This window comes from Nonomuraea sp. NPDC003214 (assembly GCF_053590035.1).
In genome coordinates this window covers 559,446-582,201 of the sequence record NZ_JBSFSX010000005.1, presented here as the reverse complement: position 1 = coordinate 582,201, position 22,756 = coordinate 559,446, and the positions used below count along the sequence as shown (strand labels likewise).

Annotated in this window: 20 protein-coding genes; 14 read left to right on the top strand and 6 right to left on the bottom strand. The window is 74.2% G+C overall.

Annotated features, from left to right (window positions below; all coding sequences use genetic code 11):
* The first annotated feature begins 46 nt into the window (after window positions 1-46).
* Window positions 47-703 carry a class I SAM-dependent methyltransferase gene (locus ACWDXC_RS18445; RefSeq protein WP_449983160.1) on the top strand — a complete coding sequence of 219 codons (657 nt, stop codon included), beginning with the start codon at window positions 47-49 and terminating at the stop codon, window positions 701-703.
* Here the strand turns inward: ACWDXC_RS18445 and ACWDXC_RS18440 are convergent.
* Window positions 671-1,369, bottom strand: a complete 699-nt coding sequence (locus ACWDXC_RS18440; protein ID WP_449983157.1) for a helix-turn-helix domain-containing protein — start codon at window positions 1,367-1,369, stop codon at window positions 671-673. The genes ACWDXC_RS18445 and ACWDXC_RS18440 overlap by 33 nt on opposite strands.
* A gap of 38 nt (window positions 1,370-1,407) precedes the next feature.
* Window positions 1,408-1,812 (bottom strand): nuclear transport factor 2 family protein, encoded by a 405-nt coding sequence (locus ACWDXC_RS18435; RefSeq protein WP_364182504.1) that lies wholly within the window; start codon window positions 1,810-1,812, stop codon window positions 1,408-1,410.
* Window positions 1,813-1,876: 64 nt separating this feature from the next.
* Between ACWDXC_RS18435 and ACWDXC_RS18430 the strand changes: the two genes are divergently transcribed.
* On the top strand, window positions 1,877-2,443 hold the full coding sequence (locus ACWDXC_RS18430; protein ID WP_357591009.1) for a TetR/AcrR family transcriptional regulator: 567 nt from the start codon (window positions 1,877-1,879) through the stop codon (window positions 2,441-2,443).
* Between the two features lie 432 nt (window positions 2,444-2,875).
* On the opposite strand, the gene ACWDXC_RS18425 is transcribed toward ACWDXC_RS18430, so the two are convergent.
* Together ACWDXC_RS18425 and ACWDXC_RS18420 are read right to left on the bottom strand one after the other, a co-directional pair.
* The gene (locus ACWDXC_RS18425; protein WP_449983154.1) at window positions 2,876-3,910 is read right to left on the bottom strand and encodes a nitronate monooxygenase; all 1,035 of its coding nucleotides are present in this window, start codon (window positions 3,908-3,910) and stop codon (window positions 2,876-2,878) included.
* Window positions 3,911-4,161: 251 nt separating this feature from the next.
* Window positions 4,162-5,670, bottom strand: a complete 1,509-nt coding sequence (locus ACWDXC_RS18420; protein ID WP_449983151.1) for an aldehyde dehydrogenase family protein — start codon at window positions 5,668-5,670, stop codon at window positions 4,162-4,164.
* 64 nt (window positions 5,671-5,734) lie between these two features.
* On the opposite strand from ACWDXC_RS18420, the gene ACWDXC_RS18415 reads away from it, so the two are divergent.
* The 10 genes from ACWDXC_RS18415 to ACWDXC_RS18370 all read left to right on the top strand — a co-directional run bounded on the left by ACWDXC_RS18415 (window position 5,735) and on the right by ACWDXC_RS18370 (window position 17,951).
* Window positions 5,735-6,568, top strand: coding sequence for an IclR family transcriptional regulator (locus ACWDXC_RS18415; RefSeq protein WP_308126143.1), 834 nt, complete (start codon window positions 5,735-5,737; stop codon window positions 6,566-6,568).
* Between the two features lie 210 nt (window positions 6,569-6,778).
* Window positions 6,779-8,074 carry an ABC transporter substrate-binding protein gene (locus ACWDXC_RS18410; RefSeq protein ID WP_449983146.1) on the top strand — a complete coding sequence of 432 codons (1,296 nt, stop codon included), beginning with the start codon at window positions 6,779-6,781 and terminating at the stop codon, window positions 8,072-8,074.
* Window positions 8,074-8,832 carry an ABC transporter ATP-binding protein gene (locus ACWDXC_RS18405; RefSeq protein WP_449983143.1) on the top strand — a complete coding sequence of 253 codons (759 nt, stop codon included), beginning with the start codon at window positions 8,074-8,076 and terminating at the stop codon, window positions 8,830-8,832. The genes ACWDXC_RS18410 and ACWDXC_RS18405 overlap by 1 nt, the downstream gene beginning before the upstream one ends.
* Window positions 8,829-9,560: an ABC transporter ATP-binding protein gene (locus ACWDXC_RS18400; protein WP_449983141.1), complete on the top strand. Its 732-nt coding sequence runs from the start codon at window positions 8,829-8,831 to the stop codon at window positions 9,558-9,560. The genes ACWDXC_RS18405 and ACWDXC_RS18400 overlap by 4 nt, the downstream gene beginning before the upstream one ends.
* Window position 9,561: 1 nt before the next feature.
* Window positions 9,562-10,428, top strand: coding sequence for a branched-chain amino acid ABC transporter permease (locus ACWDXC_RS18395; protein ID WP_449983138.1), 867 nt, complete (start codon window positions 9,562-9,564; stop codon window positions 10,426-10,428).
* Window positions 10,425-11,456: a branched-chain amino acid ABC transporter permease gene (locus ACWDXC_RS18390; protein WP_449983134.1), complete on the top strand. Its 1,032-nt coding sequence runs from the start codon at window positions 10,425-10,427 to the stop codon at window positions 11,454-11,456. Before ACWDXC_RS18395 ends, ACWDXC_RS18390 begins: the two co-directional genes overlap by 4 nt.
* Window positions 11,443-12,765 carry an amidase gene (locus tag ACWDXC_RS18385; RefSeq protein ID WP_449983131.1) on the top strand — a complete coding sequence of 441 codons (1,323 nt, stop codon included), beginning with the start codon at window positions 11,443-11,445 and terminating at the stop codon, window positions 12,763-12,765. The genes ACWDXC_RS18390 and ACWDXC_RS18385 overlap by 14 nt, the downstream gene beginning before the upstream one ends.
* Window positions 12,762-14,225, top strand: coding sequence for a benzaldehyde dehydrogenase (locus tag ACWDXC_RS18380; protein WP_449983128.1), 1,464 nt, complete (start codon window positions 12,762-12,764; stop codon window positions 14,223-14,225). Before ACWDXC_RS18385 ends, ACWDXC_RS18380 begins: the two co-directional genes overlap by 4 nt.
* Before the next feature lie 126 nt (window positions 14,226-14,351).
* Window positions 14,352-16,595: a glycosyltransferase gene (locus ACWDXC_RS18375; protein WP_449983125.1), complete on the top strand. Its 2,244-nt coding sequence runs from the start codon at window positions 14,352-14,354 to the stop codon at window positions 16,593-16,595.
* A gap of 273 nt (window positions 16,596-16,868) precedes the next feature.
* Window positions 16,869-17,951 carry a glycosyltransferase family 2 protein gene (locus ACWDXC_RS18370; protein WP_449983122.1) on the top strand — a complete coding sequence of 361 codons (1,083 nt, stop codon included), beginning with the start codon at window positions 16,869-16,871 and terminating at the stop codon, window positions 17,949-17,951.
* Window positions 17,952-17,988: 37 nt separating this feature from the next.
* Here the strand turns inward: ACWDXC_RS18370 and ACWDXC_RS18365 are convergent, their stop codons facing one another.
* Window positions 17,989-18,561: an RICIN domain-containing protein gene (locus ACWDXC_RS18365; protein WP_449983119.1), complete on the bottom strand. Its 573-nt coding sequence runs from the start codon at window positions 18,559-18,561 to the stop codon at window positions 17,989-17,991.
* A gap of 166 nt (window positions 18,562-18,727) precedes the next feature.
* Window positions 18,728-20,065, bottom strand: coding sequence for a sensor histidine kinase (locus ACWDXC_RS18360; protein WP_449983117.1), 1,338 nt, complete (start codon window positions 20,063-20,065; stop codon window positions 18,728-18,730).
* Window positions 20,066-20,279: 214 nt separating this feature from the next.
* On the opposite strand from ACWDXC_RS18360, the gene ACWDXC_RS18355 reads away from it, so the two are divergent.
* Together ACWDXC_RS18355 and ACWDXC_RS18350 are read left to right on the top strand one after the other, a co-directional pair.
* Window positions 20,280-21,575 (top strand): aspartate aminotransferase family protein, encoded by a 1,296-nt coding sequence (locus ACWDXC_RS18355; protein ID WP_449983113.1) that lies wholly within the window; start codon window positions 20,280-20,282, stop codon window positions 21,573-21,575.
* 139 nt (window positions 21,576-21,714) lie between these two features.
* Window positions 21,715-22,686, top strand: coding sequence for a carbamate kinase (locus tag ACWDXC_RS18350; RefSeq protein ID WP_449983110.1), 972 nt, complete (start codon window positions 21,715-21,717; stop codon window positions 22,684-22,686).
* Window positions 22,687-22,756 lie beyond the last annotated feature (70 nt).

The window sequence follows — 22,756 nt, the reverse complement described above, 5'->3', positions numbered from 1 at the left end:
CGTTCCGTTCAAGACCGCGCGCCGCCGGGCGGCCGATACTGCGCCCATGTCTGAACGGACCTTCACCCCCGCCCTGGGCCGCCTCGGCCTCACCCGGCTGTACGACCCGGTGCTGCGCGCCCTCACCCGGGAACGGCTCTGGCGCCGCCTGGTGGCCGCGCAGGTGGCGCCCCGGCCGGGCGACACGATCGTGGACGTCGGCTGCGGCACCGGCACCCAGGCGATGCTCCTGCACCGCCTCGAACCCCGGGCCCGGATCGTCGGCGTCGACCCCGGCCCGGAGACGCTGGCGCTGGCCCGGCGCAAGTCCGGCGACGCCCCGCACGCCCCGCGCTGGCTGCTCGGCATGGGCGACGCGCTGACCGGGCTCATCGCCCCCGGCTCCGCCGACACCGCCGTGTCGAGCCTGGTCCTCCACCAGTGCCCGCTGCCGATGAAACGGGCGATCCTCGCCTCGGCGCACGCCGTCCTGCGGCCCGGCGGTAAGCTGGTGATCGCCGACTACGGGCTGCAGCGGACCGCGCTGATGCGGCTGGCGTTCCGCACCGTGCAGCTCGCCGACGGGCGGCAGGACACCCAGCCCAACGCCGACGGCGTGCTGCCCGCGCTGATGACCGGCGCGGGGTTCGATGACGTACGGGAAACCGCCGTGGTGCCCACGGTGACCGGCTCAATCTCCGTGTACGTCGCCGCGCGGGGCTGACCGGCGCACCATCGGGACCACGGCCGCCGGGGTGAGCCCGATCATCTCGCGCAGCCGCCGGTGGAAGTGCGCCTGGTCGGCGAAGCCGCCGTCGACCGCGGCCTCGGCGATCGAGCGTCCCTCGCTCAACGCCCTGGCCGCCCGCGTCAGGCAGCGCCAGATGCGCCAGCGCGCGAGCGGCATCCCGAGCTGCCGCACGGCCAGGGCGCGCAGGCGTTGCGGGGACAGCCCGGCCTCGGCCGCCGCGGCGGCGACCCGTACGTCCGGGCGGGCCAGCGCCTCCATCGCCGCCAGCAGCCTCGGGTCGAGCGCGCCGGACGGCCGGCCGGCGAACCGCACGTCCTCCTCCCGCAGCCCGCGCAGGTCGCCCGCCACCGTGACGCCGGTCCCGCAGCGAGCGCGCAGCACGGCGGCGAACGCGCACTGCGGCTCCACGAACCAGGTGCGCAGCCCGGCCGCCGCCGGCATGCGGTGGCGCACCAGGGGCGGCACGATCACCGCCGCGCCCCGATGGCAAACGCCCGACTCGTCCACCACGACCGCTTCGCCCACGTCGGCGGCGGTCACCTGGTAGGCGGCGTGCCGATGCTCGCCGACGCCCGCCGACGGCCCCCGGTAGAACGCGTACCCCTCACCGATGACGAACCGCCCGGCCCCCGCTTCCACGACAGCGCAGCCTATCCGCACCCCCGCCCGGGGGCGGCTCAGGCGGGTGCGGCCAGGGCCTCGTGCCAGCGGGCGGTGTCGGTGTACTGGTGCAGCCAGGAGATCCGGCCGTCGGTGACACGCCACAGATGGGCGAACTCCGCCTCGTACGCGCGGCCGCTCGCGCGCGACGCGCCCCGGTAGGAGCCGGTGACCACCACCAGGCCGTCGGCGGTCTCGTGCCAGCTCTCGGCGTAGGGCGCGGTGTCGTACGCGGCGAACACCGCACCCCACACCCGGACCAGCGTCTCCTCCGGCCCCTCGAACGCGCCTCCCGCCCCGCACGGCATGCCCGGCGCGGTGCGGGCGCGGAACTCCGGATGCAGCAGCGCGAGGATCGCGCCACCGTCGCCCGCTTGGGCGGCGCGGTAAAAGCCTCGGACGACCTCGGACGCCGTGGACATGCGGACTCCTCTTTGTAGATGCGATATTCTAGAACGTACTCACTATTACCGGAAGGTACACCGCGTGGGCAGAGCAGCCAAGTTCGACCGCGACCAGATCCTCGACGCCGCCCTGGCCATCACGGCCGCCGACGGCCCCCCGGCCGCCACCATGGGCGCCGTCGCCGCCCGGCTCGGCGCTCCGACCGGGTCCCTGTACCACCGGTTCGGCTCCCGCGACCTCATGCTCGCCACCCTGTGGATCCGCACCGTACGGAGCTTCCAGCGCGGCTTCGTCGACGCGCTCACCGCCGGCGACGCCCGTGAGGCGGCACTGCACACCCCCCGCTGGTGCCGCCGCCACCCCGCCGAAGGCGCCCTGCTGCTGCTCCACCGGCGCCACGACCTGGCCGCCCGATGGCCCGCCGAACTCGGCCCCGACCTCGCCACCCTCAACGCCGAAGTGGGCGACGCCCTGGACGCCTACACCGCCCGCCACCCGGGCGTGGACCGGGAGCGCCTGACCTTCGCCACGATCGACGTCCCGTACGCCGCCGTCCGCCGCCACCTCCTGGACCACCGGCCCCCGCCCGCGACGGTCGACACCCTCATCACCACCACCTGCGACGCCCTCCTCCCACCCCCTGCGTGACCTCCAGCGCACCCCCCGGCACCGGGCAGCCCGCTGCTTCCGAAGCGTCCCCGCACGAAGCGTCCCCGCACGAAGCGTCCCCGCACGAAGCGTCCCCGCACGGAGCGTCCCCGCACGGGGTGCGCTCCTACACGGGGAAGCGCCGCCCTGGGAGGCGCGCACGAGAAGGCCCCGCACGGGGAAGCCCCGCACGGGGGTGCGCCCCTTACACGGGTGCCCCCGCTCAGGGTGGGCCCGGCACGTGCGCACTCGCACAGGTGTGCCCGGCAAGGGGTTCGCCCCCGCACAGGTGCGCCCGGCGCGGGATGCGCCCCGCACAGGCGCGCCCGGATCAGGTGCGCCCAGCCCGGGGGACGGCCCACGGGGGCGGGCGGCTGGTGGCCTCGGCGGGGAGGCTGCGGGGGTACAGGCGTTCGGGGCTGTTGGGAGGGGTCAGAGGGCGGCGGCGAGGCGGGTGAGGGTTTCGGGGGTGGGTTCCGGGCGGGCGTGGCGGTGGCCGGTGCCGGCCCAGAGGTGGATGAGCCGGGCGTCGCCGGCGGCGGTGGCGGCCTTGCGGAGCGGGCTGGTGAGGTGGTGCAGGGCGGGGTAGCCGGGCGGGGCGACGGCGTCGTAGCGGTCGGTGAAGTGGTTGCGCAGGGCGCGGGCGGGGCGGCCGGTGAAGGCGCGGGTGACGACCGTGCCGTCGAAGGCGGGGTCGGTGAGGGCGTTCTTGTGCGGTTCGGAGGCGCCGCTCTCGTGGGTGCGCAGCAGGACGGTGCCGACCATGACGGCTTCGGCTCCGGCGCGCAGGGTGGCGGCCACGTCGGCGGCGGTGGCGATCCCGCCCGCGCCGATGATCGGGAGGCCGCCGACGGCCTGGCGTACCTGGGCGATCAGGTCGGGGAGGGTGACGGACAGCGGCGGCGGGGTGGCCGGGGTCAGGGTGGCGGAGTGGCCGCCGGCGGCGGGGGCCTGGACGATGAGCGCGTCCACGCCCGCGTCGGCGGCTGCGCGGGCCTCGTCGGCGGTGGTGACGGTCTGCAGGACGGTGGTGCCGGCGTCGCGCAGGGCCGTGACGGCCGCGCTGCCCGGCAGGCCGAAGGTGAACGACACCCACGGGACGGGGTCGGTGACGAGCAGGTCGAGCTTGTCGGCCCAGTGGTCGTCGTCCTCGATCGGGTCGGCGGGCAGGGTGAGGCCGTACGGGTCGGCCTCGCGCCGCACCTCGGCCGCGTACGCGCGGTAGGCTGCCGGGTCGACGGGGACCGGGTTGGGGGCGAACACGTTGACGCCGAACGGCACGCCCGCCGCGCGTACCGCCTGGATCTGGGTGGCGAGCAGGTCGGGGCTCTTGTAGCCGGCGGCGAGGAACCCGAGGCCGCCTGCGCGTGCGGCGGCGACCACCAGGTCGGGGGTGCTCGGTCCACCGGCCATCGGCGCGGCGAGGATCGGCAGGCCGGCTCCGAGGTGGGACAGCAGAGCGCTCATGCCCGCATTGTCCCCGCACCGCCCCCCAACCCCCGGCCCGGGGGGTCAGGCCCCACTCCGAAGTGGCGCGAACGCGGACCCGAGCGAACGCGGACCCGAGCGGGGGCGGACCCGAGCGAACGCGGACCCGAGCGGGGGCGGACCCGAGCGAACGCGGGCCTGGGCGGGGGCGGACCCGCGGCACCCGCGGGACCTGGGACGAGGGTGGGGGCGGACCCGCGGCACCCGCGGGACCTGGGACGAGGGTGGGGTTAGAAGGGGTAGGGGCGGGGGGTGTCGCGGGTGGTGATCCATTGGAGGTCGCAGAACTCCTCGGCGGCGAAGCCGAGGCCGAAGCGGCCCCAGCCGCTGTCCTTGACGCCGCCGAACGGCATGTGCGGCTCGTCGTTGACGGGCTGGTCGTTGACGTGCACGATGCCGGCTTCCAGGGCGGCGGCGAGGCGGAGGCCGCGGCGGGGGTCGGCGGTGATGACGGAGGCGGCCAGGCCCAGGTCGGAGGCGTTGGCGCGGGCGACCGCCTCTTCGGCGGTGTCGACCACCTCCAGGATCACCACCGGCCCGAACGTCTCGGCCTGGGCGAGCTCGGCCTCGGCGGGGACGTCGGTGAGGACGGTCGCCGGGTAGCAGGGCGGGCGCGGGTGGCCGCCGGCGAGGACGCGGGCGCCGAGGGCGACGGCTTCCTTGACGCGGCGGTCGAGCAGGGCCAGCGCCCATTCGTTGATGACGGGGCCGACGACGGTGGCGGGGTCGGCCGGGTCGCCGGTGGGCAGCGCCGCCGCCCTGGCCGCGAAGCGGGCGGTGAAGGCGTCGGCGAGCGGGCGTTCGACGTAGACGCGGCGGGCGCACATGCACACCTGGCCCTGGTGGACGAAGGCGCCGTAGATGGCGGCGTCGACGGCGTGGCCGAGGTCGGCGTCGGCGGCGACGATGAGCGGGTTCTGGCCGCTGAGCTGGAGGACGAGGCGTTTGAGGTGGCGTCCGGCCTTCTCGGCGAGGCGGCGTCCGGTGGCGGTGGAGCCGGTGAAGTTGACGCGTTTGACGTGCGGGGAGGCCAGCAGCGCGTCGCCGACGGCGCCGGCTTCGCCGGGGGCGTGGGTGACGACGTTGAACGCGCCGGCGGGCAGCCCGGCCTCGTGCAGGATCTCGGCCCACAGGGCGCCGCCGGTGCGGGGTGACTCCTCGGAGGGTTTCAGCACGACCGTGTTGCCGAGGGCGAGGGGCCCGATGCTCGCCCGGCCGCCGAGGGCGAGCGAGGAGTTCCACGGCGCGATGGCGCCGACGACGCCGACGGGGCGGCGTACGGCCATCGCCTGGGTGCCGGGCAGGTCGGAGGGCAGGAGTTCGCCGGTGGGGCGGTAGGCGAGCTGGGCGGCCTGGCGGAGCAGCCGTACGGAGAAGTCGATCTGCACGTCGCCGAAGTGGCGGCCGCAGCCGGTTTCGGCGGCGAGGGCGGCGGCGGCCTCGGCGCGGCGGGCGAGCAGGAGGTCGGCGGCGCGCAGGAAGATCTGCTGGCGTTCGGCGGGCGGCAGGCGGGACCAGCCGGGGAAGGCGCGGTGGGCGGCGTCGACGGCGCGGTCGGCGTCGTCGGCGTCGCCTGCGGCGACCTCGCCGAGCACCTCGCCCGTCCAGGGTGAACGGTTGGGGTAGGAGCGGCCGGACCGGGCGGCGACCCACTCGCCGTCGATGAAATGGCCGGTGAAGCCGCCCGTGGGACCGCCGGTGCCGGTGCCCTGGGCGGGCCGGGCGCTCTCGCTGTGCATGGAGCCCCGCTCTCCTTGCTCGGATGTGTTCGAACCTGCGAAACGCTGGAACTATATTCCAACCGTGACCGCTGACGATTCCGCCCGCCCCCGGGCCGCCACGGGCGCCTCCGCCACGTTCTCGGTGTCCCTGGAGCGCGGGCTGCGCATCCTGTCCGCCTTCACGGCGGACCGTTCGGTGCTGGGCATCGCCGACCTGGCGCGGGTCGTCGGGCTGAACAAGAGCACGACCCACCGGTACGTGACGACCCTGGTCAAGCTGGAGTACCTCCGCCAGGACCCGGACAGCAAGAAGTACTTCCTCGGCCCCAAGGTGGTGGACCTGGGATTCGCGGCGATCGACTCGATGGAGCTCACGGGGGTGGCCGCGCCGCTGCTCCAGGCGCTGGCCGACGAGACGGGCTGCACCGTGAGCATGGGCCTGTGCGACGGTCCGGACGTCGTGTACGTGGACCGCAGGCGCAGCGGCCGGCGCAGCGCCCTGGCCATGGATCTCAACCTGCACGTGGGCTCCCGGCTGCCCGCCTACTGCACGTCGATGGGCAAGGTGCTGCTGGCGTACAAGGATCCGGCGGCGCTGCGGCAGATTCTGGACCGGACGGAGATGGCGCGGCGCGGCCCGAGGACGATCACGAACCGGGAGCAGCTGATCGCGGCGCTGGCCAAGGTGCGGCAGAGCGGCGTGGCGGTGAACGACGAGGAGCTGGCGCCGGGGCTGCGGTCGTTCTCGGCGCCGGTGCGTGACCGGACGGGCGAGGTGGTGGCGGCGGTGAACGTCGCGGTGCACCTGACCATCGCGCCGACCACGCTGGAGACGCTGTCGGGGCGGCTCGAACCGCCGTTGCGGCGCACGGCCGCCGAGATCTCCCGCCGCCTGGGGTACCGCCCGAACGGATAGCGCGTTCGGACCAGGAAAATCGCGTTCGAACCCGTGAAACAGAGTGTTGCTCTGGTGCTGACGCGGCCGTACGGTCGCCTCAACTTCCCGCCACCGCAGGTCAGCGCCGTCCCCCGGCGACGAGGTGGCCGAGCGAACCACCCCCAGAGCGAGCGCGGTGCTCGCGGCCCCCTCATGCCCGCCGAGCACCGTCGACACAAGGAGTTTGGCGTGAGCGACACCTCAACGGGCGGCCTGAACCGCCGTTCCTTCCTCAGAGCGGCCGCCGCGCTCGGCGGGACGTCCCTGGTGGGCGCGTGCGGCGGGCTGAAGGGCACCGGCGGCTCGTCCTCCGACGTCCTCAAGATCGGGTACGTGAGCCCGCAGACGGGTCCGCTGGCCGGGTTCGCCACCGCCGACAACTTCGTGGTCGAGCAGATCCAGGAGGCGCTGCGCAACGGCTTCACCGCGGGCGGCGTGAAGCGGCGGATCGAGATCGTCGTCAAGGACACCCAGTCGAACGCCAACCGCGCCACGGAGGTCACCCGCCAGCTCATCAACAGCGACAAGGTGGACCTGATCGTCGGCTCGTCGACGCCCGACACCACCAACCCGGTCGCCGACCAGTGCGAGGCCAACGGCGTCCCGAACGTGACCACGATCGCCCCCTGGGAGGCGTGGTTCCACGGCCGGGGCGGCAAGGACGGCGAGGGGTTCACGTACACGACGCTGTTCTTCTTCGGCATGAAGGAGTTCGCCGACTGCTTCTTCCCCATGTGGGACCGCATGGGTGTGACCGGCAAGAACGTGGCCGCGCTGTGGCCGAACGACACCGACGCCAACGCCTTCCGGCAGGGGCTCGGCCCGATGATGAAGAAGTCCGGCTACACGCCGGTCGACGGCGGCGCGTACCAGAACGGCGCCACCGACTTCACCGCGCAGATCGCGGCGTTCAAGGAGGCCGAGGCCGAGCTGTTCACCTGCGCGCCGATCCCGCCGGACTTCCAGACGTTCTGGAAGCAGGCCAGGCAGCAGGGGTTCAGGCCGAAGCTGGCCACGGTGGCGAAGGTGATGCTGTTCCCGTCCGAGGCGGAGGCGCTGGGCGATCTGACGGACAACATCGCCACCGACTTCTGGTGGAGCCCGGCGCACCCGTACGCCTCGACGCTGGACGGCCGCAGCGCCAAGCAGCTCGCCGACGACTTCGCCGCCGCGACCGGCAAGCAGTGGACGCAGGCGCTCGGCTCGGTGTACTCGCTGTTCGAGATCGCGGTGCAGGCGTTCAAGGAGGCCGACGACCCCAAGGACCGCGACGAGGTGGCGGCGAAGCTGCGCGGCATGAAGATCGAGTGCATGAGCGGCAAGCTGGACTTCACCGCCGGGCCGCAGCCGGGCATCGCGATCCAGCACCCGGTGGGTGGCCAGTGGCGCAAGGGTGAGCGCTTCCCGTGGGACGTGGTCATCGTGGACAACTCCGCCAACAAGGACGTTCCCGTCGGCGGCGACCTCCTGCCCACGAACCCGTGATGGCGGCGCTGTTGCGGCTGGACGGCGTCACCAAGAGCTTCGGCAGGGTGACCGTCGCCGAGAAGCTGACGCTGTCGGTGGAGGCGGGCGAGGCGCTGGGGATCGTCGGCCCGAACGGCGCGGGCAAGTCCAGCCTGTTCGCGATGATCTCCGGTGATCTGCGTCCCGACGGGGGCGCGGTGTGGTTCGGCGGCCGGGAGGTCACCGGCGTGCCGCCGTACGCGCGCACCCGGGCGGGCATCGGCCGCACCTACCAGGTGCCCAGGCCGTTCGAGCACCTCACGGTGTTCGAGAACGTGCTGGTCTGCGCCCACCAGGGCGCGGGCCTGCGCGGCGGCCGGGCGCAGGCGCACGCCATGGACGTGCTGGAGCGCACCGGGCTGGCCGCGCTGGCCAACACCCCGGGCGGGCGGCTCACGCTGTTGCAGCGCAAGCGCCTGGAGGTGGCCAGGGCCGTGGGCACCGCGCCCCGGCTCCTGCTGCTGGACGAGGTCGCGGGCGGCCTGACCGAGCCGGAGGTGGCCGAGCTGGTCGCGGTCGTACGCGGCCTGCACGCCGACGGGCTGGCCGTGGTCTGGATCGAGCACGTGGTGCACGCGCTGGTCAAGACCGTGGGCCGGATGGTGTGCCTGGCGGGCGGGGCTGTCGTCGCCGACGGCGAGCCGATGCGGGTGCTGGCCGACCCGAAGGTGCGCGAGCTCTACCTGGGCGGCGGACCCGAGACCGAGACGACCACCGGTGAGGAGGAGCGGCCGTGACTCTGCTGTCCATCCGCGACCTCACCGTCCACCACGGGCAGTTGCGCGCCGTGGACGCCCTCAGCCTGGACGTGCGGCAGGGCGAGGTGCTGGCGATCATCGGCGCGAACGGCGCGGGCAAGTCCACGCTGCTGCGCGCGCTGGCCGGGCTGATCCTGCCGACGTCCGGCACCATCGGCTTCGCCGGCCGCGACATCACCCGGCTGCCCGCCCACAAGCGGGTCTCGGCGGGGATCGCGCTGGTGCCGGAGGGGCGCAGGCTGTTCCGCTCCCTCACCGTGGAGGAGAACCTGCTGGCCGGCGGCTACCGGCGCCGTCCCGGCCCGTGGACGCTCGGCGCCGTGCAGGCGCTGTTCCCGTGGATGGCCGAGCGGCGCGGCCAGAACGCCGCCCAGCTCTCGGGCGGCGAGCAGCAGGCGGTGGCGATCGGCCGGGCGCTGCTGGCCAACCCCGACCTGCTGCTCATCGACGAGCTGTCGCTCGGCCTCGCGCCGGTGATCGTGCGCCGCATCTACGAGGCGCTGCCGGAGATCGTCGGCGCGGGCACCACCGCGCTCATCGTCGAGCAGGACGTCTCCCAGGCCATGCGGGTCGCCGACCGGGTGCACTGCCTGCTCGAAGGCCGGTCCGTGCTGCACGGGCGGCCCGGGGACCTGACCGCCGAACAGGTCGAGCACGCCTACTTCGGCCTCGACGCCCGGCCTGCCGGCCAGGAAGGACACGACTGACATGGGCTGGCTCAACGCCGTCGTCCAGGGAATCCTGCTGGGCGGCCTGTACGCGCTGTTCGCCACCGGCCTGTCGCTGATGTTCGGCGTGATGCGCATCGTGAACCTGGCGCACGGCGACCTCGCCGTGGTCGCCTCGTTCCTGGCGCTGGCGCTAATCGGCGGCACGGGGCTGCCGCTGTGGGTGGTGCTGGCGGTGACGGTGCCGCTGTTCGCGCTGCTCGGCTACCTGACGCAGCGGGTGCTGCTGCAGCGGAGCCTGGCGGCCGGGCCGCTGGCGACGCTGCTGGTCACGTTCGGCCTGTCGATCGTGCTGCAGAACGTGCTGCTGGAGATCTTCTCCGCCGACACGCGCACGCTCGACGGCGGCGCGTTCGCCACGGGCTCGTTCGAGCTGTCCGGCGCGATCTCGGTCGGCTACCTGTCGCTGACGACGTTCGTGCTGGCCGGGGCCGTGCTGATCGGCATCCAGCTGTTCCTGTCGCGTACCGGGCTGGGCCGGATGCTGCGCGCCTCGTCCGACGACGCGGAGACCGCCAGGCTCATGGGGGCCGACAGCCGGCACGTCTACGGCATCGCCACGGCCATCGCGTTCGCGACGGTCGCGCTGGCCGGGCTGATGTTCGCGATCCGGTCCTCGTTCGACCCGTCGATCGGGCCGTCGCGGCTGATCTTCGCGTTCGAGGCCGTGGTCATCGGCGGGCTCGGGTCGCTGTGGGGGACGCTGCTCGGCGGCATGGTGCTCGGCATCACGCAGTCGCTGAGCGCGCAGGCCGACCCGGCGCTGACCCTGCTCGCCGGCCATCTCGTCTTCCTCGCCGTGCTGGCCTTCCGGCCGCAGGGCCTGCTCGCTGGACGGACCGCATGACGCTCTCCGATTTCGTGACCGCCCGCGCGGCGGGCGGGCCGCACGTCAGCCGGGCCGCCCGCGCCTCCCGGCTGTCCGGCCTGGTCATGGGGGCCGGCGCGGCCCTGCTCGCGGCGCTGCCGTTCCTGGTGTTCAGCACCGTGACCGACACGCTGGTCAACCTGTTCGTGCTGGTCGCGCTGGCGAGCATGTGGAACCTGCTCGCGGGCTTCGGCGGGCTGGTGTCGGTGGGCCAGCAGGCCTACGTGGGCATCGGCGCCTACACGGTCATCGCGCTGGCCGACCTGGGCGTGCAGCCGTACCTGGCGGTCCCGCTGGCGGCGCTGACCTGCGCGGTGTTCGCGGTGCCGACGTCGTGGCTAGCGTTCCGGCTGCGCGGTGACTACTTCGCCGTCGGCACCTGGGTGATCGCCGAGGTCTACCGGCTCCTGGTGGTGCGGGTGGACAGCCTCGGCGGCGGCAGCGGCAAGGGCCTGACCGGGCTGTCGGGGCTGGACCAGACGCTGCGCGGGGCGCTCACGTACTGGATCGCGCTGGCTCTGGCGCTGGCCACGATCGCGGGCTGCTACCTGCTGCTGCGCGGCCGGCTCGGGCTGTCGCTGATGGCGGTGCGGGACGAGGAGACCGCCGCCGGTTCGGCGGGGATCGACGTGGGGCGGGCCAAGCGGCTGGTCTATCTCGTCTCGGCGGCCGGGTGCGGCGCGGCCGGCGGGGTGATCACGGTCAGCTCGCTCAGCGTCAACCCCGACGCGATCTTCAGCGTGCAGTGGTCCGCGTACATGATCTTCATCGTGGTGATCGGCGGGATCGGGTTCATCGAGGGGCCGCTGATCGGCGCGCTGGTGTTCTTCACGATGCAGCAGTTCCTCGCCGACTACGGTTCCTGGTATCTGGTTGTGCTGGGAGCGGTCGGGATCGCGGTGGCGCTCTGGCTGCCCGGCGGGCTGTGGGGGCTGGTGCGCTCCCGTACGGGGCTGAGCCTGTTCCCCGTCGGCTATCACGTGAGGAGGCCCGATGTCCGCGAGTGAGCCGTCGCCGGTCGAGCTGACCGAGCGCATGCTGGCGGCGATCGAGGCGACCGAGCCGCACCTGAACGCGTACGCCCTCGTCACGGCCGGGCAGGCCCGCGCCAGGGCCGCCGAGCTGGAGGCCGGGCCGGTGCGCGGGCCGCTGCACGGCCTGCCGATCGGGATCAAGGACCTGATCGACACGGCGGGCGTGCGGACCGCGTACGGCTCGCCGCGGTTCGCCGATCACGTGCCCGGGCGGGACGCGAGCGCGGTGCGCGCGCTGCGCGAGGCCGGCGCGGTGATCCTCGGCAAGCACGCCACGCACGAGCTGGCCTGGGGCGGGCGCACCGACAGCGCGTTCTTCGGGCCCACGCACAACCCCTACCGTCACGGGCACGTGCCGGGCGGGTCGTCGGGCGGGTCGGCGGCCTCGGTCGCCGCCGGGAGCAGCCTCGGGGCGCTCGGCTCCGACACGGCGGGCAGCGTGCGCATCCCGGCCGCGCTGAGCGGGTGCGTCGGGTTCAAGCCGGCCCGGGGGCGCGTCCCGCTCGACGGGGTGCTGCCGCTGGCGCCGTCGCTGGACCACCTCGGCGTGCTCGCCCCGACCGTCGACGGCGCCGCGCGGCTGATGAGCGCCCTGGCCGCCCCGCTCGCGCCGGGCCCGTCCCGGCCGCCGCGGGTGGGCTGGCTGGGCGGCTACTTCGACGCGGTCCTGGAGCCGGGCGTGCGGGCGGCGCTCGCGGCCACCCGGGCGCGGCTGGAGGAGCACGGCGTGCCCGTCGAGGACGTCGCCGTGCCCGACGAGCCGCTGATGCCCGGGGCGGTGCTGGCCAGGATCGTGCGCGAGGCGGGCGCGTTCCACCGGCGGGCGTTCGAGCGGGAGCCCGGCCTGTTCGGGGCCGACGTGGCCGAGCTGATGCGGATGCCGCCGCCCGCACCCGAGGAGACCGGACGGCAGGAGGAGGCCCTGCGCCGGATGACGGCCCGGCTGGAGCGGGCCCTGGACTCCTGCGACGTGCTGGTCAGCGCGACCGTGCCGATCACCGCGCCGCCGATCGGCGCGATGACCGCCGTGGTCGCCGGGCCGGCCGGGCCGGTCGAGTGGCCGATCGAGCTGCTGCTGACCCGGCTGACCTCGCCGTTCAACGCCGCCGGGCTGCCGGCCGTCTCGGTGCCGGTGGCGCTGGCCGGCGGACTGCCCGTCGGGCTGCAACTGGCGGGCGCGGCCGGGCGGGACGACCTGGTCCTCGACGCCGCCCGCCTGGTCGAGCGGCTGACCCCGCCCCTGCCCGCACCACCACACTCACACAGAAGGGAACGGCCGTGACACTGCTCGACGGCACCGACTGGCAAGGAAAGATCTTCAAGACCGGCGCGTGGACGCCGGGGAGCGGCGGCGACTACGCCGTCGTCGAGCCCGCCACCGGCGGCGAGCTCGGCCGCATGGGCCTGGCCTCCCCCGAGGACGTGGCCGAGGCCGCCCGCACCGCCGCCGAGGCGCAGCGGGAGTGGGCCGCCCTGCCGCACACCGCGCGGGCCGCCGTGCTGCGCAGGGCCGGTGACCTGTGGCAGCGGCACGCCGAGGAGATCAGCGGCTGGAACGTCCGCGAGGTGGGCGCGGTGCCCGGCATGGCCGGGTTCGCCCTGCACGTGGCCGCCGAGGAGTGCTACGAGGCGGCGTCGCTGCCCGGCCGCGCGATCGGCGAGGTGCTGCCGTCGGAGCAGCCGCGCCTGTCGATGGCCCGGCGCATGCCGGCCGGGGTGGTGGCGGTGATCTCGCCGTTCAACGTGCCGATCATCCTCGGCATCCGGTCCGTGGCCCCGGCGCTGGCGCTCGGCAACGCGGTCCTCCTCAAGCCCGACCCGCGTACCGCCGTCACCGGCGGCACGCTGATGGCGCGCGTGTTCGAGGAGGCCGGGCTGCCGCCGGGCGTGCTCCAGATGCTGCCCGGCGGCCCGGACGTGGGCGAGGCGCTGATCGCCGACCCGCACGTGCGCGTCATCTCCTTCACCGGCTCCACCCCGGTCGGCCGGCGCATCGGCGAGCTGGCCGGCCGCCATCTCAAGCGGGCCCACCTGGAGCTCGGCGGCAACTCCGCGCTGCTGGTGCTGGACGACGCCGACGTGGAGTCGGCGGTGAACCTGGCCGCCTGGGGCTCGTTCTTCCACCAGGGCCAGATCTGCATGACCACCGGCCGCCACCTGGTCGACGGCCGCCTCTACGACGAGTTCGTGGAGCGCCTGGCCGCCAAGGCGGGCGCGCTCACCGTCGGCGACCCGGCCACCGGCGAGGTCGCGCTCGGCCCGGTCATCGACGCCGGGCAGCGCGACAAGATCCACCGCCTGGTCACGGAGAGCGTCGGCCAGGGCGCCAGGCTCGCCTCCGGCGGCTCCTACGAGGACCTCTTCTACCGGCCGACGGTGCTGGCCGACGTGCCGCTGACCGCGCCCGCTTTCGCCGACGAGGTCTTCGGCCCGGTCGCGCCGGTCACCCGCGTCTCGTCGGCCGAGGAGGCCGCCGAGATCGCCGCCGCCAGCGAGTACGGCCTGTCGCTGGGCATCGTCACCCGCGACGCGATGCGCGGGCTGGCCGTGGCCGAGCGCATCCCGACCGGGATCGTGCACATCAACGACCAGACGGTGAACGACGAGGCCAACGCCCCCTTCGGCGGCGTGCGCGCGTCCGGGACCGGGTCGCGGTTCGGCGGGGCGGCGGCCAACATCGAGGCGTTCACCGAGACCCGGTGGATCACCATGCGGGGCGAGCCGCCACGTTACCCCTTCTGAACCCCTTCTGGGCGAAAACCTGCGGCGTGTTCCCTGACACCCTGCGTGCCTGGTGCGTACTGTCGGCGGTGATTCTCCAGTTTCCGCTGGTCAGGGCATCTTTCTTTCGCGTATGGGGGGACTCGCGTGAGCGTGGCCGTGGTGATGCCCGCCTACCGGGAGGAAGCCAATCTGGCGGCGACCGTCGAGGACTTCCTCACGACGCTGGAGGGGGACGAGCACTGGGTGGTCGTCGTCGACGACGGCTCGCCCGACCGCACCGGCGAGGTCGCCGACCGGCTGGCGAGCCGCTTCCCCGGCCGGGTCAAGGTCGTGCACCACCAGGCCAACCTGGGCTACGGCGCGGCCGTGCGCACGGGCATCGCGCACGCGCTGGCGGAGACCGGGGCGCGGCGGATCTTCCTGACCGACTCCGACGGCCAGTTCCGCGCCCACGGCCTGCCGGAGCTGGTCGCGGACGCCGAGCGGGAGCGCGCCGACGTGGTGATCGGCTACCGGCTGCCGCGCGCCGACCCGCTGGGGCGCCGGCTGGCGGGCGGAGCCTGGACGTGGCTGAACCGGCTGCTGCTCGGGATCAGGGCCCGCGACGTGGACTGCGCCTACAAGCTGTTCGACCGGCGCGTGCTCGAACGCCTCGACCTGCGCGCCGACGCCGCGACGATCTCCCCCGAGCTGCTGGCCAAGGCCCGCGGCGTGGGCGCGCGGATCATCCAGCGCCCGGTGGAGCACTTCCCGAGGCTGCACGGCGAGCAGAGCGGCGGCAGGCTGCCGGTCGCGCTGCGGTCGCTGCGCAGCCTGCTGTCGCTGTGGGCCGAGGTGTCGCCCGCGACCCCGGTGGGCCGGGCCGCGCACCGGCTGCTCCGGCCGCGCGACCCCGTCCTCGCCGTGCTCACCGTGCTGGCCGCCGTGCTGTCGATGGTCGCCTGGCAGCACTTCGGCGCGGCGCGGCTGGCGTACCCGGACGCGATCTCGCACCTGCTCATCTCCCGCCGGGTGATCAGCTCGCCCACGCCGGGCCTGGCGCAGCTCGGCGGCGTCTGGCTGCCGCTGCCGCACCTGCTGACGCTGCCGCTGGTGTGGATCGACGGCTGGTACCGGTCCGGCATGGCGGCGACCGTCGTCTCGATGATCGCGTACGTGCTGGCGACCCGTTACCTCTACCGGACGGCGCTGCTGCTCACCGGCAGCCGGTGGGCCGGGGTCACGGCGGCGGCCGTCCTCGCGCTCTGCCCCGCCGTGCTGTATCTGCAGAGCACGCCCATGACCGAGCTGCCGCTGCTGGCGTGCCTGGCCGCGACGGTCTACCACCTCACGGCGTGGCGGCGTACCGAGGACTACCGGAGCCTGGCCGCGGCCGGGGCGGCGGCGCTGCTCGCGACCCTCACCCGCTACGAGGGGTGGGTGATCGCCGCCGTCGCGGCGCTGATCGTGGGCTGGACCGTGTGGCGGCGCTCGCCGCGCCCGCGCCGCCGCTCCCGCGCGGAGGCGCACGTGATCTTCTACGGCACGCTCGCGTTCGCCGGGATGGCGCTGTGGCTGCTGTGGAACGTGGTCATCTTCGGCGACCCGCTCTACTTCTACGCCGGCGAGTACGCCAAGCCGTCGCTGTGGGTGTCGCGCGACGAGCTGACCGCGGGCGACTGGGGGACGTCGCTGATGACGTACGGCTACGCGGTGGTGGGCAACCTGGGGCCGGTGCTGCCCGTGCTGGCGCTGGCCGGGCTGGTGGCGCACGTGCTGCGGCGGCGCGACCCGGTGTGCCTGACGCCGCTGCTGCTGGCGGTGTTCTTCGTCTACGCGCTCTACGCCGGGCAGCGTCCGCTGCACGTGGAGGAGATCGCCGGCGACCTGTACAACGTGCGCTTCGGCCTGATCGTGATCCTGCCGGCGGCGCTGCTCGCGGGCGGGCTGGCCGCCGAGGCGGCGCGGGCCGGGCGGCCGGTCGCCGCGCTGGCCGGCGCGGTCGCCGTGCTGGTGTGCCCGCTGGCCACCGGCGAGCTGGACGTGCGGCGCGAGGCCGAGGCGTTCCGGTCGGGCGAGGCGGTCCGGTCGGGACTGCGGGCCGCGGCCTGGCTCCGATCCCACTACGACGGCGGCAGGGTGCTGATGCAGTCGTTCGGCAACGAGGTGCTGACCTTCCACTCGCGGGTGCCCACCGGGTCCATCCTGTACGAGGGCAGCTTCCGGCAGTGGCGGGCGGCGCTGGACGACCCGGCGGGCAGCGGCGTGCGGTGGATCCACATGCGCCGCACGCCGGGCGACCGCGACCGGGTGTGGAAGGCGCTGAACGGCGCCCCGGCGCTGCGCGGTTACACGCCGGTCTACGACGACGGCGACCGCGTCGTCTACCGGGCGGGGGCGGGCCGGTGAGCGCGCACGTGACGCTGAGCCGGGGGCAGCGGATCACCGCCGGGGCGGGCGCGCTCGTCCTGGCCGGAGCGATGGCGCTGACCGGGGTGGTGACGGTGCTGGCCGCCTGCATGGTCACCGTCACCCTGCTGTACGCGGCGGGCGTCGGCTACAAGCTGTGGCTGATCTTCCAGGCGCGGGGCGGCGACGTGCTGCGCTTCGCCGAGCTGCCCGGGGACGACGGCCTGCCGCCCTACACGGTGCTCGTGCCGCTGCACCGCGAGGGGCCGCGTCGTGCCCGCGCTGCTGCGGCGGCTGGCCGCGCTCGACTACCCGGCCGACCGGCTGCAGGTCCTGCTCCTGGTCGAGGAGGACGACGAGGACACCGCCGCCGCGCTGCCCGACGAGCTGCCCCCGGGCTTCGAGCTCGTGCTGATCCCGGCGGGCGAGCCCAGGACGAAGCCGAAGGCGTGCAACGTCGGCCTGGAGCGGGCCCGCGGCGAGTTCTGCGTGATCTACGACGCCGAGGACCGGCCCGAGCCGTCGCAGCTGCGCAAGGCGGTCGCCGCGTTCGCCGGGGCGCCCCGCTGGGTGGTGTGCGTCCAGGCCGAGCTGCACTACTGGAACCCGTGGACCAACTGGCTCACCCGGTGCTTCACCGCCGAGTACGCGCTGAACTTCAGCCTCTTCCTGCGCGGGCTCGACCGCTACCGGATGCCGATCCCGCTCGGCGGCACCTCCAACCACTTCCGCGCGGACGCCCTGCGCGAGCTGGGGGCGTGGGACCCGTACAACGTCACGGAGGACGCCGACCTGGGCATCCGGATCGCGCGGCGCGGGTGGAGCGTGCGCATGATGGACTCGGTCACCGAGGAGGAGGCCAACAGCCGGCTGGGCAACTGGGTGCGGCAGCGCAGCCGGTGGATCAAGGGCTACATGCAGACGTGGCTCGTCCACATGCGCTCGCCCCGGCGGCTGTGGCGGGAGCTGGGGGCCCGCGGGTTCTGGAGCTTCCAGTTCACGGTGGGGTTCTCGGTGCTGTGCACGCTGCTCAACCCGGTGCTGTGGGCGCTCACGGCGCTCTATCTGGTGGCGGGGCCCAGCGCGGTCGAGGCGCTGTTCCCGGGGGTGGCGCTCTATCTGGGCACGGTGGTCATGGTGGCCGGCAACCTGCTGCTGATGCTCGCCCACATGGCCGGCTGCCTGGAACGCTCGGTGCACGAGGCGGTCCGCACGATGCTGCTGGTGCCGCTCTACTGGGCGCTGATGAGCGTGGCGGCGTTCCGGGCGCTGGTGCAGCTCGCCCGGCCGAGCCGCCGCTTCCACTGGGAGCTGACCGAGCACGGGCTGGTGCCCGACTCCCCCGGCGCCACGTGACGGCGGGGGCGCGGATCGCGCGCCCCCGCCCCACGGGTCAGGAGTCGGCGACCGGCACCAGGCGGAAGGTCTGGTTCTCGCCGCCGTGGCAGCGGTGGTGCTGGACGACCGTGTAGTGGTCGTGGGAGTGGCCGAAGACGTCGATGCACTCCTTGTTGTACGCCGAGCGCCACATGACCGGCCTGCCGGACAGCGCGCCGGGCCGGTCGGCGTTCCACAGCGCACGCGGGTTGACGTGCCCGAACCGGCCGCAGACGTCCTGGACGAGGCGGGCGTGCCGCTCGCGGGGAATCGCGGCGCACAGGCCCGAGTGGCGGTTCACCAGGAGCCAGGCGTGGTCCCAGCGGACGACGCGCCACTGCTGCGTGGACAGGCCGCGCACGGGCACCTGGATCATCCCGAGCGGGCGCGGGCCGTGGGTCTGGGCGGTGATCGCCTGGCGGCTGTGCTCGGCGACGATGTAGAAGACGTCCCCGCGGTCGGTGCCGGGCCGCGACAGCGTGTCCGCCGCGGCGGCGGGCATGGCGGCGGGCATGGCGGCCGAGACCGCGAGCAGGGCGCCCAGGAGCGCCCCGGCGCCCCTGGTGACGAAATTGGTGTTTTTCGCCATTTTCAAGGATTCCTCCGGGAAATTGGGTTGACCGGACGAGAAAAGCTCGTCTCCGCCGAAGAAACACTTTCACCCGTCACACAAGCCGCCCCCCAGCCTGGGGTATTCCACTTCCCAAAAACGCCATGACGCCTTTCCCTGACAGAAAAGGGAAAGGAAGAACGGCTCAATCGGCGTCGGCGAGCGGCAGCCGCAACACGAAAGCCGCGCCCGCCTCCGAGTCCCCGACCTTCAGCGAGCCCTGGTGCGCCTCGGCGATGGCACGGGATATGGCCAGGCCGAGACCGCTGCCCTTCGGGTCGCGCCGGTGCGCCTCGGCCAGCCGGACGAAGGGCTGGAACACCCGCTCCCGGTCCGCCTCCGCGATGCCGTCGCCGTCGTCGAGCACCGTGACGACGGCGTGGCCGTCCACCCGGGCGACGCTGACCTCCACACCCGACCGGGCGTGACGCTGCCCGTTCGCCATCAGGTTGACCAGCACCTCGCAGATCTGGACGGAGTTCCCGCGCACCCGGACGCCCTCGGCGCCCTCCTCGACCCGGACCCGGACCGGCACCCCCGAGCGCCGCGCCGCCGCCTCGCCGCGCACCAGCTCGGCCAGGTCCACCCGCTCCGCGCCGTGCGGGGCGGCCCGGACCCGGGCCAGCATCAGCATCTCGTCGATGATCGACTGGCAGCGGTCGGCGGTGCCGAGCGCGTCGCGGATGGCCTGGTGCGGGTCCACCTCCCGATACAGCAGCGCCTCCTCCAGCTGCGTCCGGATCCCGGTCAGCGGCGTGCGCAGCTCGTGGGACACCATCGAGCAGAAGTTGCGCTGCTGCTCGACCGCCGCCTGGAGCCGGGCCAGCGTCACGTTCGCGGTACGCGCCAGCCGGGCGAACTCGTCACTCCCGTGCGGCTCCGGGATGCGCAGGCTCAGGTCGGTCACGGTCACCTCGGCCAGCCGGCGCCGCATCGCCTCGACCGGCCGCAGCGCCAGGCCGGTCAGGACCCAGGCCACCCCCACCATCAGGGCGCTCGCCGCCAGGACGCCCGCGCCCAGGAACAGCTCCAGCCGGTGCGTGGCGAGGATCTCCGGCTGCATCCGCCCGGCGTAGACCACGTGCGACTCGCCGCCCCACAGCACCTGCTCCTCCTGGGGCGACGGCCGGGTGGCGGTGAACATGACGCACCCGGCCGGCGAGCACTCGGTCCGGTGCTCGATCCGGTCCTCCGCCCGCGGCCAGAACGCGCTGAGCCGCGGGCGCCCGGCGGCCGCCCTGCTGGCCGACACCACGTTCCCGGACCAGTCGACGAGCTGCATGAGGTCGACGTCCGAGGCGGTGACCGGCGGCGACGGCCGCCTCGTGGTCATCGACCCGATCCAGTCGGTCGCCGCCCGCTCGGTCTCGTCGAAGACGCCGCGCTCGATGGTGGCGCGGATCGCCACGTCGGCGAGCACGCCGATCGCGCTCAGCACGACCAGGGAGAACACGCCGGCGGCCAGCGCCAGCGTCGCCCGCACGGACAACCTGCCGGCGGGCGCGGCCCTCACGCCCGCCGCCCACGCGCCGCCGGATACACCCGGTGAACGTTCCTCGCCTTCACCGTGGAATAACCCAGCATTCGGTCAAGGCGCCGCCCCCTCCATTTGATCGCATTTCCGGCATATGCTCCGTTTTGGCCGGGCGAATACATCGCCGTACGCCCGGTGGGAAAGGGTGACGACGTCAATGGACATGGACACGACATTCCTGGAGGACGCGGACCGGCTCCTCATCCGCTACGGAGCCGCCTTCACCCCGCGCCTCATCGAACGGGCCTCCGGCTCGTACGTCTACGACCGCGAGGGCACGCCCATCCTCGACTTCACCTCCGGGCAGATGAGCGCCATCCTGGGCCACGCGCACCCGGACATCGTCGCGACCGTCTCGGCGGCGGTCGCCTCCCTGGACCACCTCTACAGCGGCATGCTCAGCGCCCCCGTCCTCGACCTGGCCGCCAGGCTCACCGCCACCCTGCCGCCCGAGCTCGGCAAGATGCTGCTGCTCACCACGGGGGCCGAGGCCAACGAGGCGGCGATCAAGATGGCCAAGCTCGCCACCGGCGGCTACGAGATCGTCTCCTTCGACCGCTCCTGGCACGGCATGACCCAGGGGGCCGCCGCCGCGACCTACTCGGCCGGGCGGCGCGGCTACGGCCCGCCCACGCCGGGCAACCTCGCCCTGCCCGCCCCCAACGCCTACCGGTCGCCGTTCCGCTCCCCCGACGGCTCCTACGACTGGGAGGCCGAGCTGGACTACGGCTTCGCCCTGGTCGACCGGCAGTCCTCCGGCAGCCTCGCCGCCTGCCTCGTCGAGCCCGTCCTGTCCTCGGGCGGGATCATCGACCTGCCTCCCGGCTACCTGCGCCGCCTCAAGGACCTGTGCGAGGAGCGCGGCATGCTGCTCATCCTCGACGAGGCGCAGACCGGCCTCGGCCGCACCGGGACGATGTACGCCTTCGACCGCGACGGCGTCACGCCCGACATCCTCACGCTGTCGAAGACCCTCGGGGCCGGGCTGCCGGTGGCGGCCGTCGTCACCACCGCGGAGATCGAGCGGGTCTGCCACGAGCGCGGGTTCCTCTTCTACACCACGCACGTCTCCGACCCGCTGGCCGCCTCGGTCGCGCTCACCGTGCTCGACGTGATCGGGCGCGAACGCCTCGTCGAGCGGGCCGCCCGGCTCGGCGACCAGCTCACCGAGCGGCTGCTCGCGCTGCGCGACGCCTACGAGGTCGTCGGCGACGTCCGGGGCCGCGGCCTGCTCCAGGGCGTCGAGCTGGTCCGCGACAAGGCGTCCAGGGCCCCCGCCGACGCGCTCGGCGCCGCCGTCACCCGCGCCTGCCTCGAACGCGGGCTGCACATGAACATCGTCCAGCTGCCCGGGATGGGAGGCATCTTCCGCATCGCTCCGCCCCTCACGATCCGCGAGGACGACCTGCACGCGGGCGTCGACATCCTCGAAGCCGCCCTCAAGGCCACGACCGGCTGAGTCCCCCGGCCGGACGGCTTCCGCCCGGCCGGGAACGTCCGGCGTGCCGGGCTGGCCCGGGCGCCTCCCCGGGTGGCACCCTGCGGAGAAGCGCCCCGTACCGTCGAGGCCGTGCTCGTCGCGGCGCTGGGAGAGTGACATGCTGCTCGTCGTCGCGCTGGGCGGCAACGCCCTGCTGGAACGGGGCGAACGCCCGGACGCCGCGGTGCAGCGGCGGCACGTGCGGGCGGCCGCCCGCGCGCTCGCCCCGCTGGGCGCCGAGCACACGCTGGTGCTCTGCCACGGCAACGGGCCGCAGATCGGCATGCTGGCCGTCGAGAGCGCGAACGACCCGGACCTGGCCCACCCGTTCCCGCTCGACACGCTCGGCGCCCAGACGCAGGGCATGATCGGCTACTGGCTGGCGCAGGAGCTGGCCAACGCGGGCCTGCCCGGCCCGGTGGTCACGCTCGTCACCCAGACGGAGGTGGGCGCGGACGATCCGGCGTTCGCCGCGCCCACGAAGTTCGTCGGCCAGAGCTACCCGGAGGCCGAGGCGCGCAGGCTGGCGCTGGAGCACGGGTGGACCGTGGCCCGGCAGGGCGAGGGCGGGGCGTGGCGGCGGGTCGTCGCGTCCCCGGCGCCGCGCCGCGTCGTCGAGCTGCCGACGATCCGGCGTCTCGTGGCCGCCGGCACGTCGGTGATCTGCGGCGGCGGGGGCGGGGTGCCGGTGCTGCCCCGGCCCGGCGGGCGGCTGGAGGGCGCGCAGGCCGTCGTGGACAAGGACCTCACGGCGGCGCTGCTGGCGATCGAGCTGGGGGCCGACCGGCTCGTGGTGCTCACCGACGTCGACGCGGTCCGGCGCGACTTCGGCACCCCTAGGGAGCGGCCGCTGTCGTCGGTGGACGTGGGCGAGCTGCGCGCGATGCGGTTTCCGGCCGGGTCGATGGGGCCGAAGGCGGAGGCGTGCGTAAGGTTCGTCACCGCGACCGGGCGGCCCGCGGCCATCGGCGCGCTGCGGGACGCGGCGGCGGTGCTCGCCGGGCAGGCCGGGACCACGATCACGGCCTCACCCGGCGCTTCCGGGCCGACGGTCACGACGTCGCACGGTGTGGGAGAGCCGGGCGGCTGACCGCCTCGCGCGATCCTGCGGCTCAGCCGCTCCTGAGGCTCAGCCCCGCTCCTGAGGCTCAGCGCTCCTC

Excerpts from the sequence above, each read along its gene's own strand:
- ACWDXC_RS18445 (WP_449983160.1), top strand. The coding sequence starts at position 47 with ATGTCTGAACGGACCTTCACCCCCGCCCTGGGCCGCCTCGGCCTCACC.
- ACWDXC_RS18435 (WP_364182504.1), bottom strand. The coding sequence starts at position 1,812 with ATGTCCACGGCGTCCGAGGTCGTCCGAGGCTTTTACCGCGCCGCCCAA.
- ACWDXC_RS18425 (WP_449983154.1), bottom strand. The coding sequence starts at position 3,910 with ATGAGCGCTCTGCTGTCCCACCTCGGAGCCGGCCTGCCGATCCTCGCC.
- ACWDXC_RS18420 (WP_449983151.1), bottom strand. The coding sequence starts at position 5,670 with ATGCACAGCGAGAGCGCCCGGCCCGCCCAGGGCACCGGCACCGGCGGT.
- ACWDXC_RS18405 (WP_449983143.1), top strand. The coding sequence starts at position 8,074 with ATGGCGGCGCTGTTGCGGCTGGACGGCGTCACCAAGAGCTTCGGCAGG.
- ACWDXC_RS18395 (WP_449983138.1), top strand. The coding sequence starts at position 9,562 with ATGGGCTGGCTCAACGCCGTCGTCCAGGGAATCCTGCTGGGCGGCCTG.
- ACWDXC_RS18390 (WP_449983134.1), top strand. The coding sequence starts at position 10,425 with ATGACGCTCTCCGATTTCGTGACCGCCCGCGCGGCGGGCGGGCCGCAC.
- ACWDXC_RS18385 (WP_449983131.1), top strand. The coding sequence starts at position 11,443 with ATGTCCGCGAGTGAGCCGTCGCCGGTCGAGCTGACCGAGCGCATGCTG.
- ACWDXC_RS18365 (WP_449983119.1), bottom strand. The coding sequence starts at position 18,561 with ATGGCGAAAAACACCAATTTCGTCACCAGGGGCGCCGGGGCGCTCCTG.
- ACWDXC_RS18355 (WP_449983113.1), top strand. The coding sequence starts at position 20,280 with ATGGACACGACATTCCTGGAGGACGCGGACCGGCTCCTCATCCGCTAC.
- ACWDXC_RS18350 (WP_449983110.1), top strand. The coding sequence starts at position 21,715 with ATGCTGCTCGTCGTCGCGCTGGGCGGCAACGCCCTGCTGGAACGGGGC.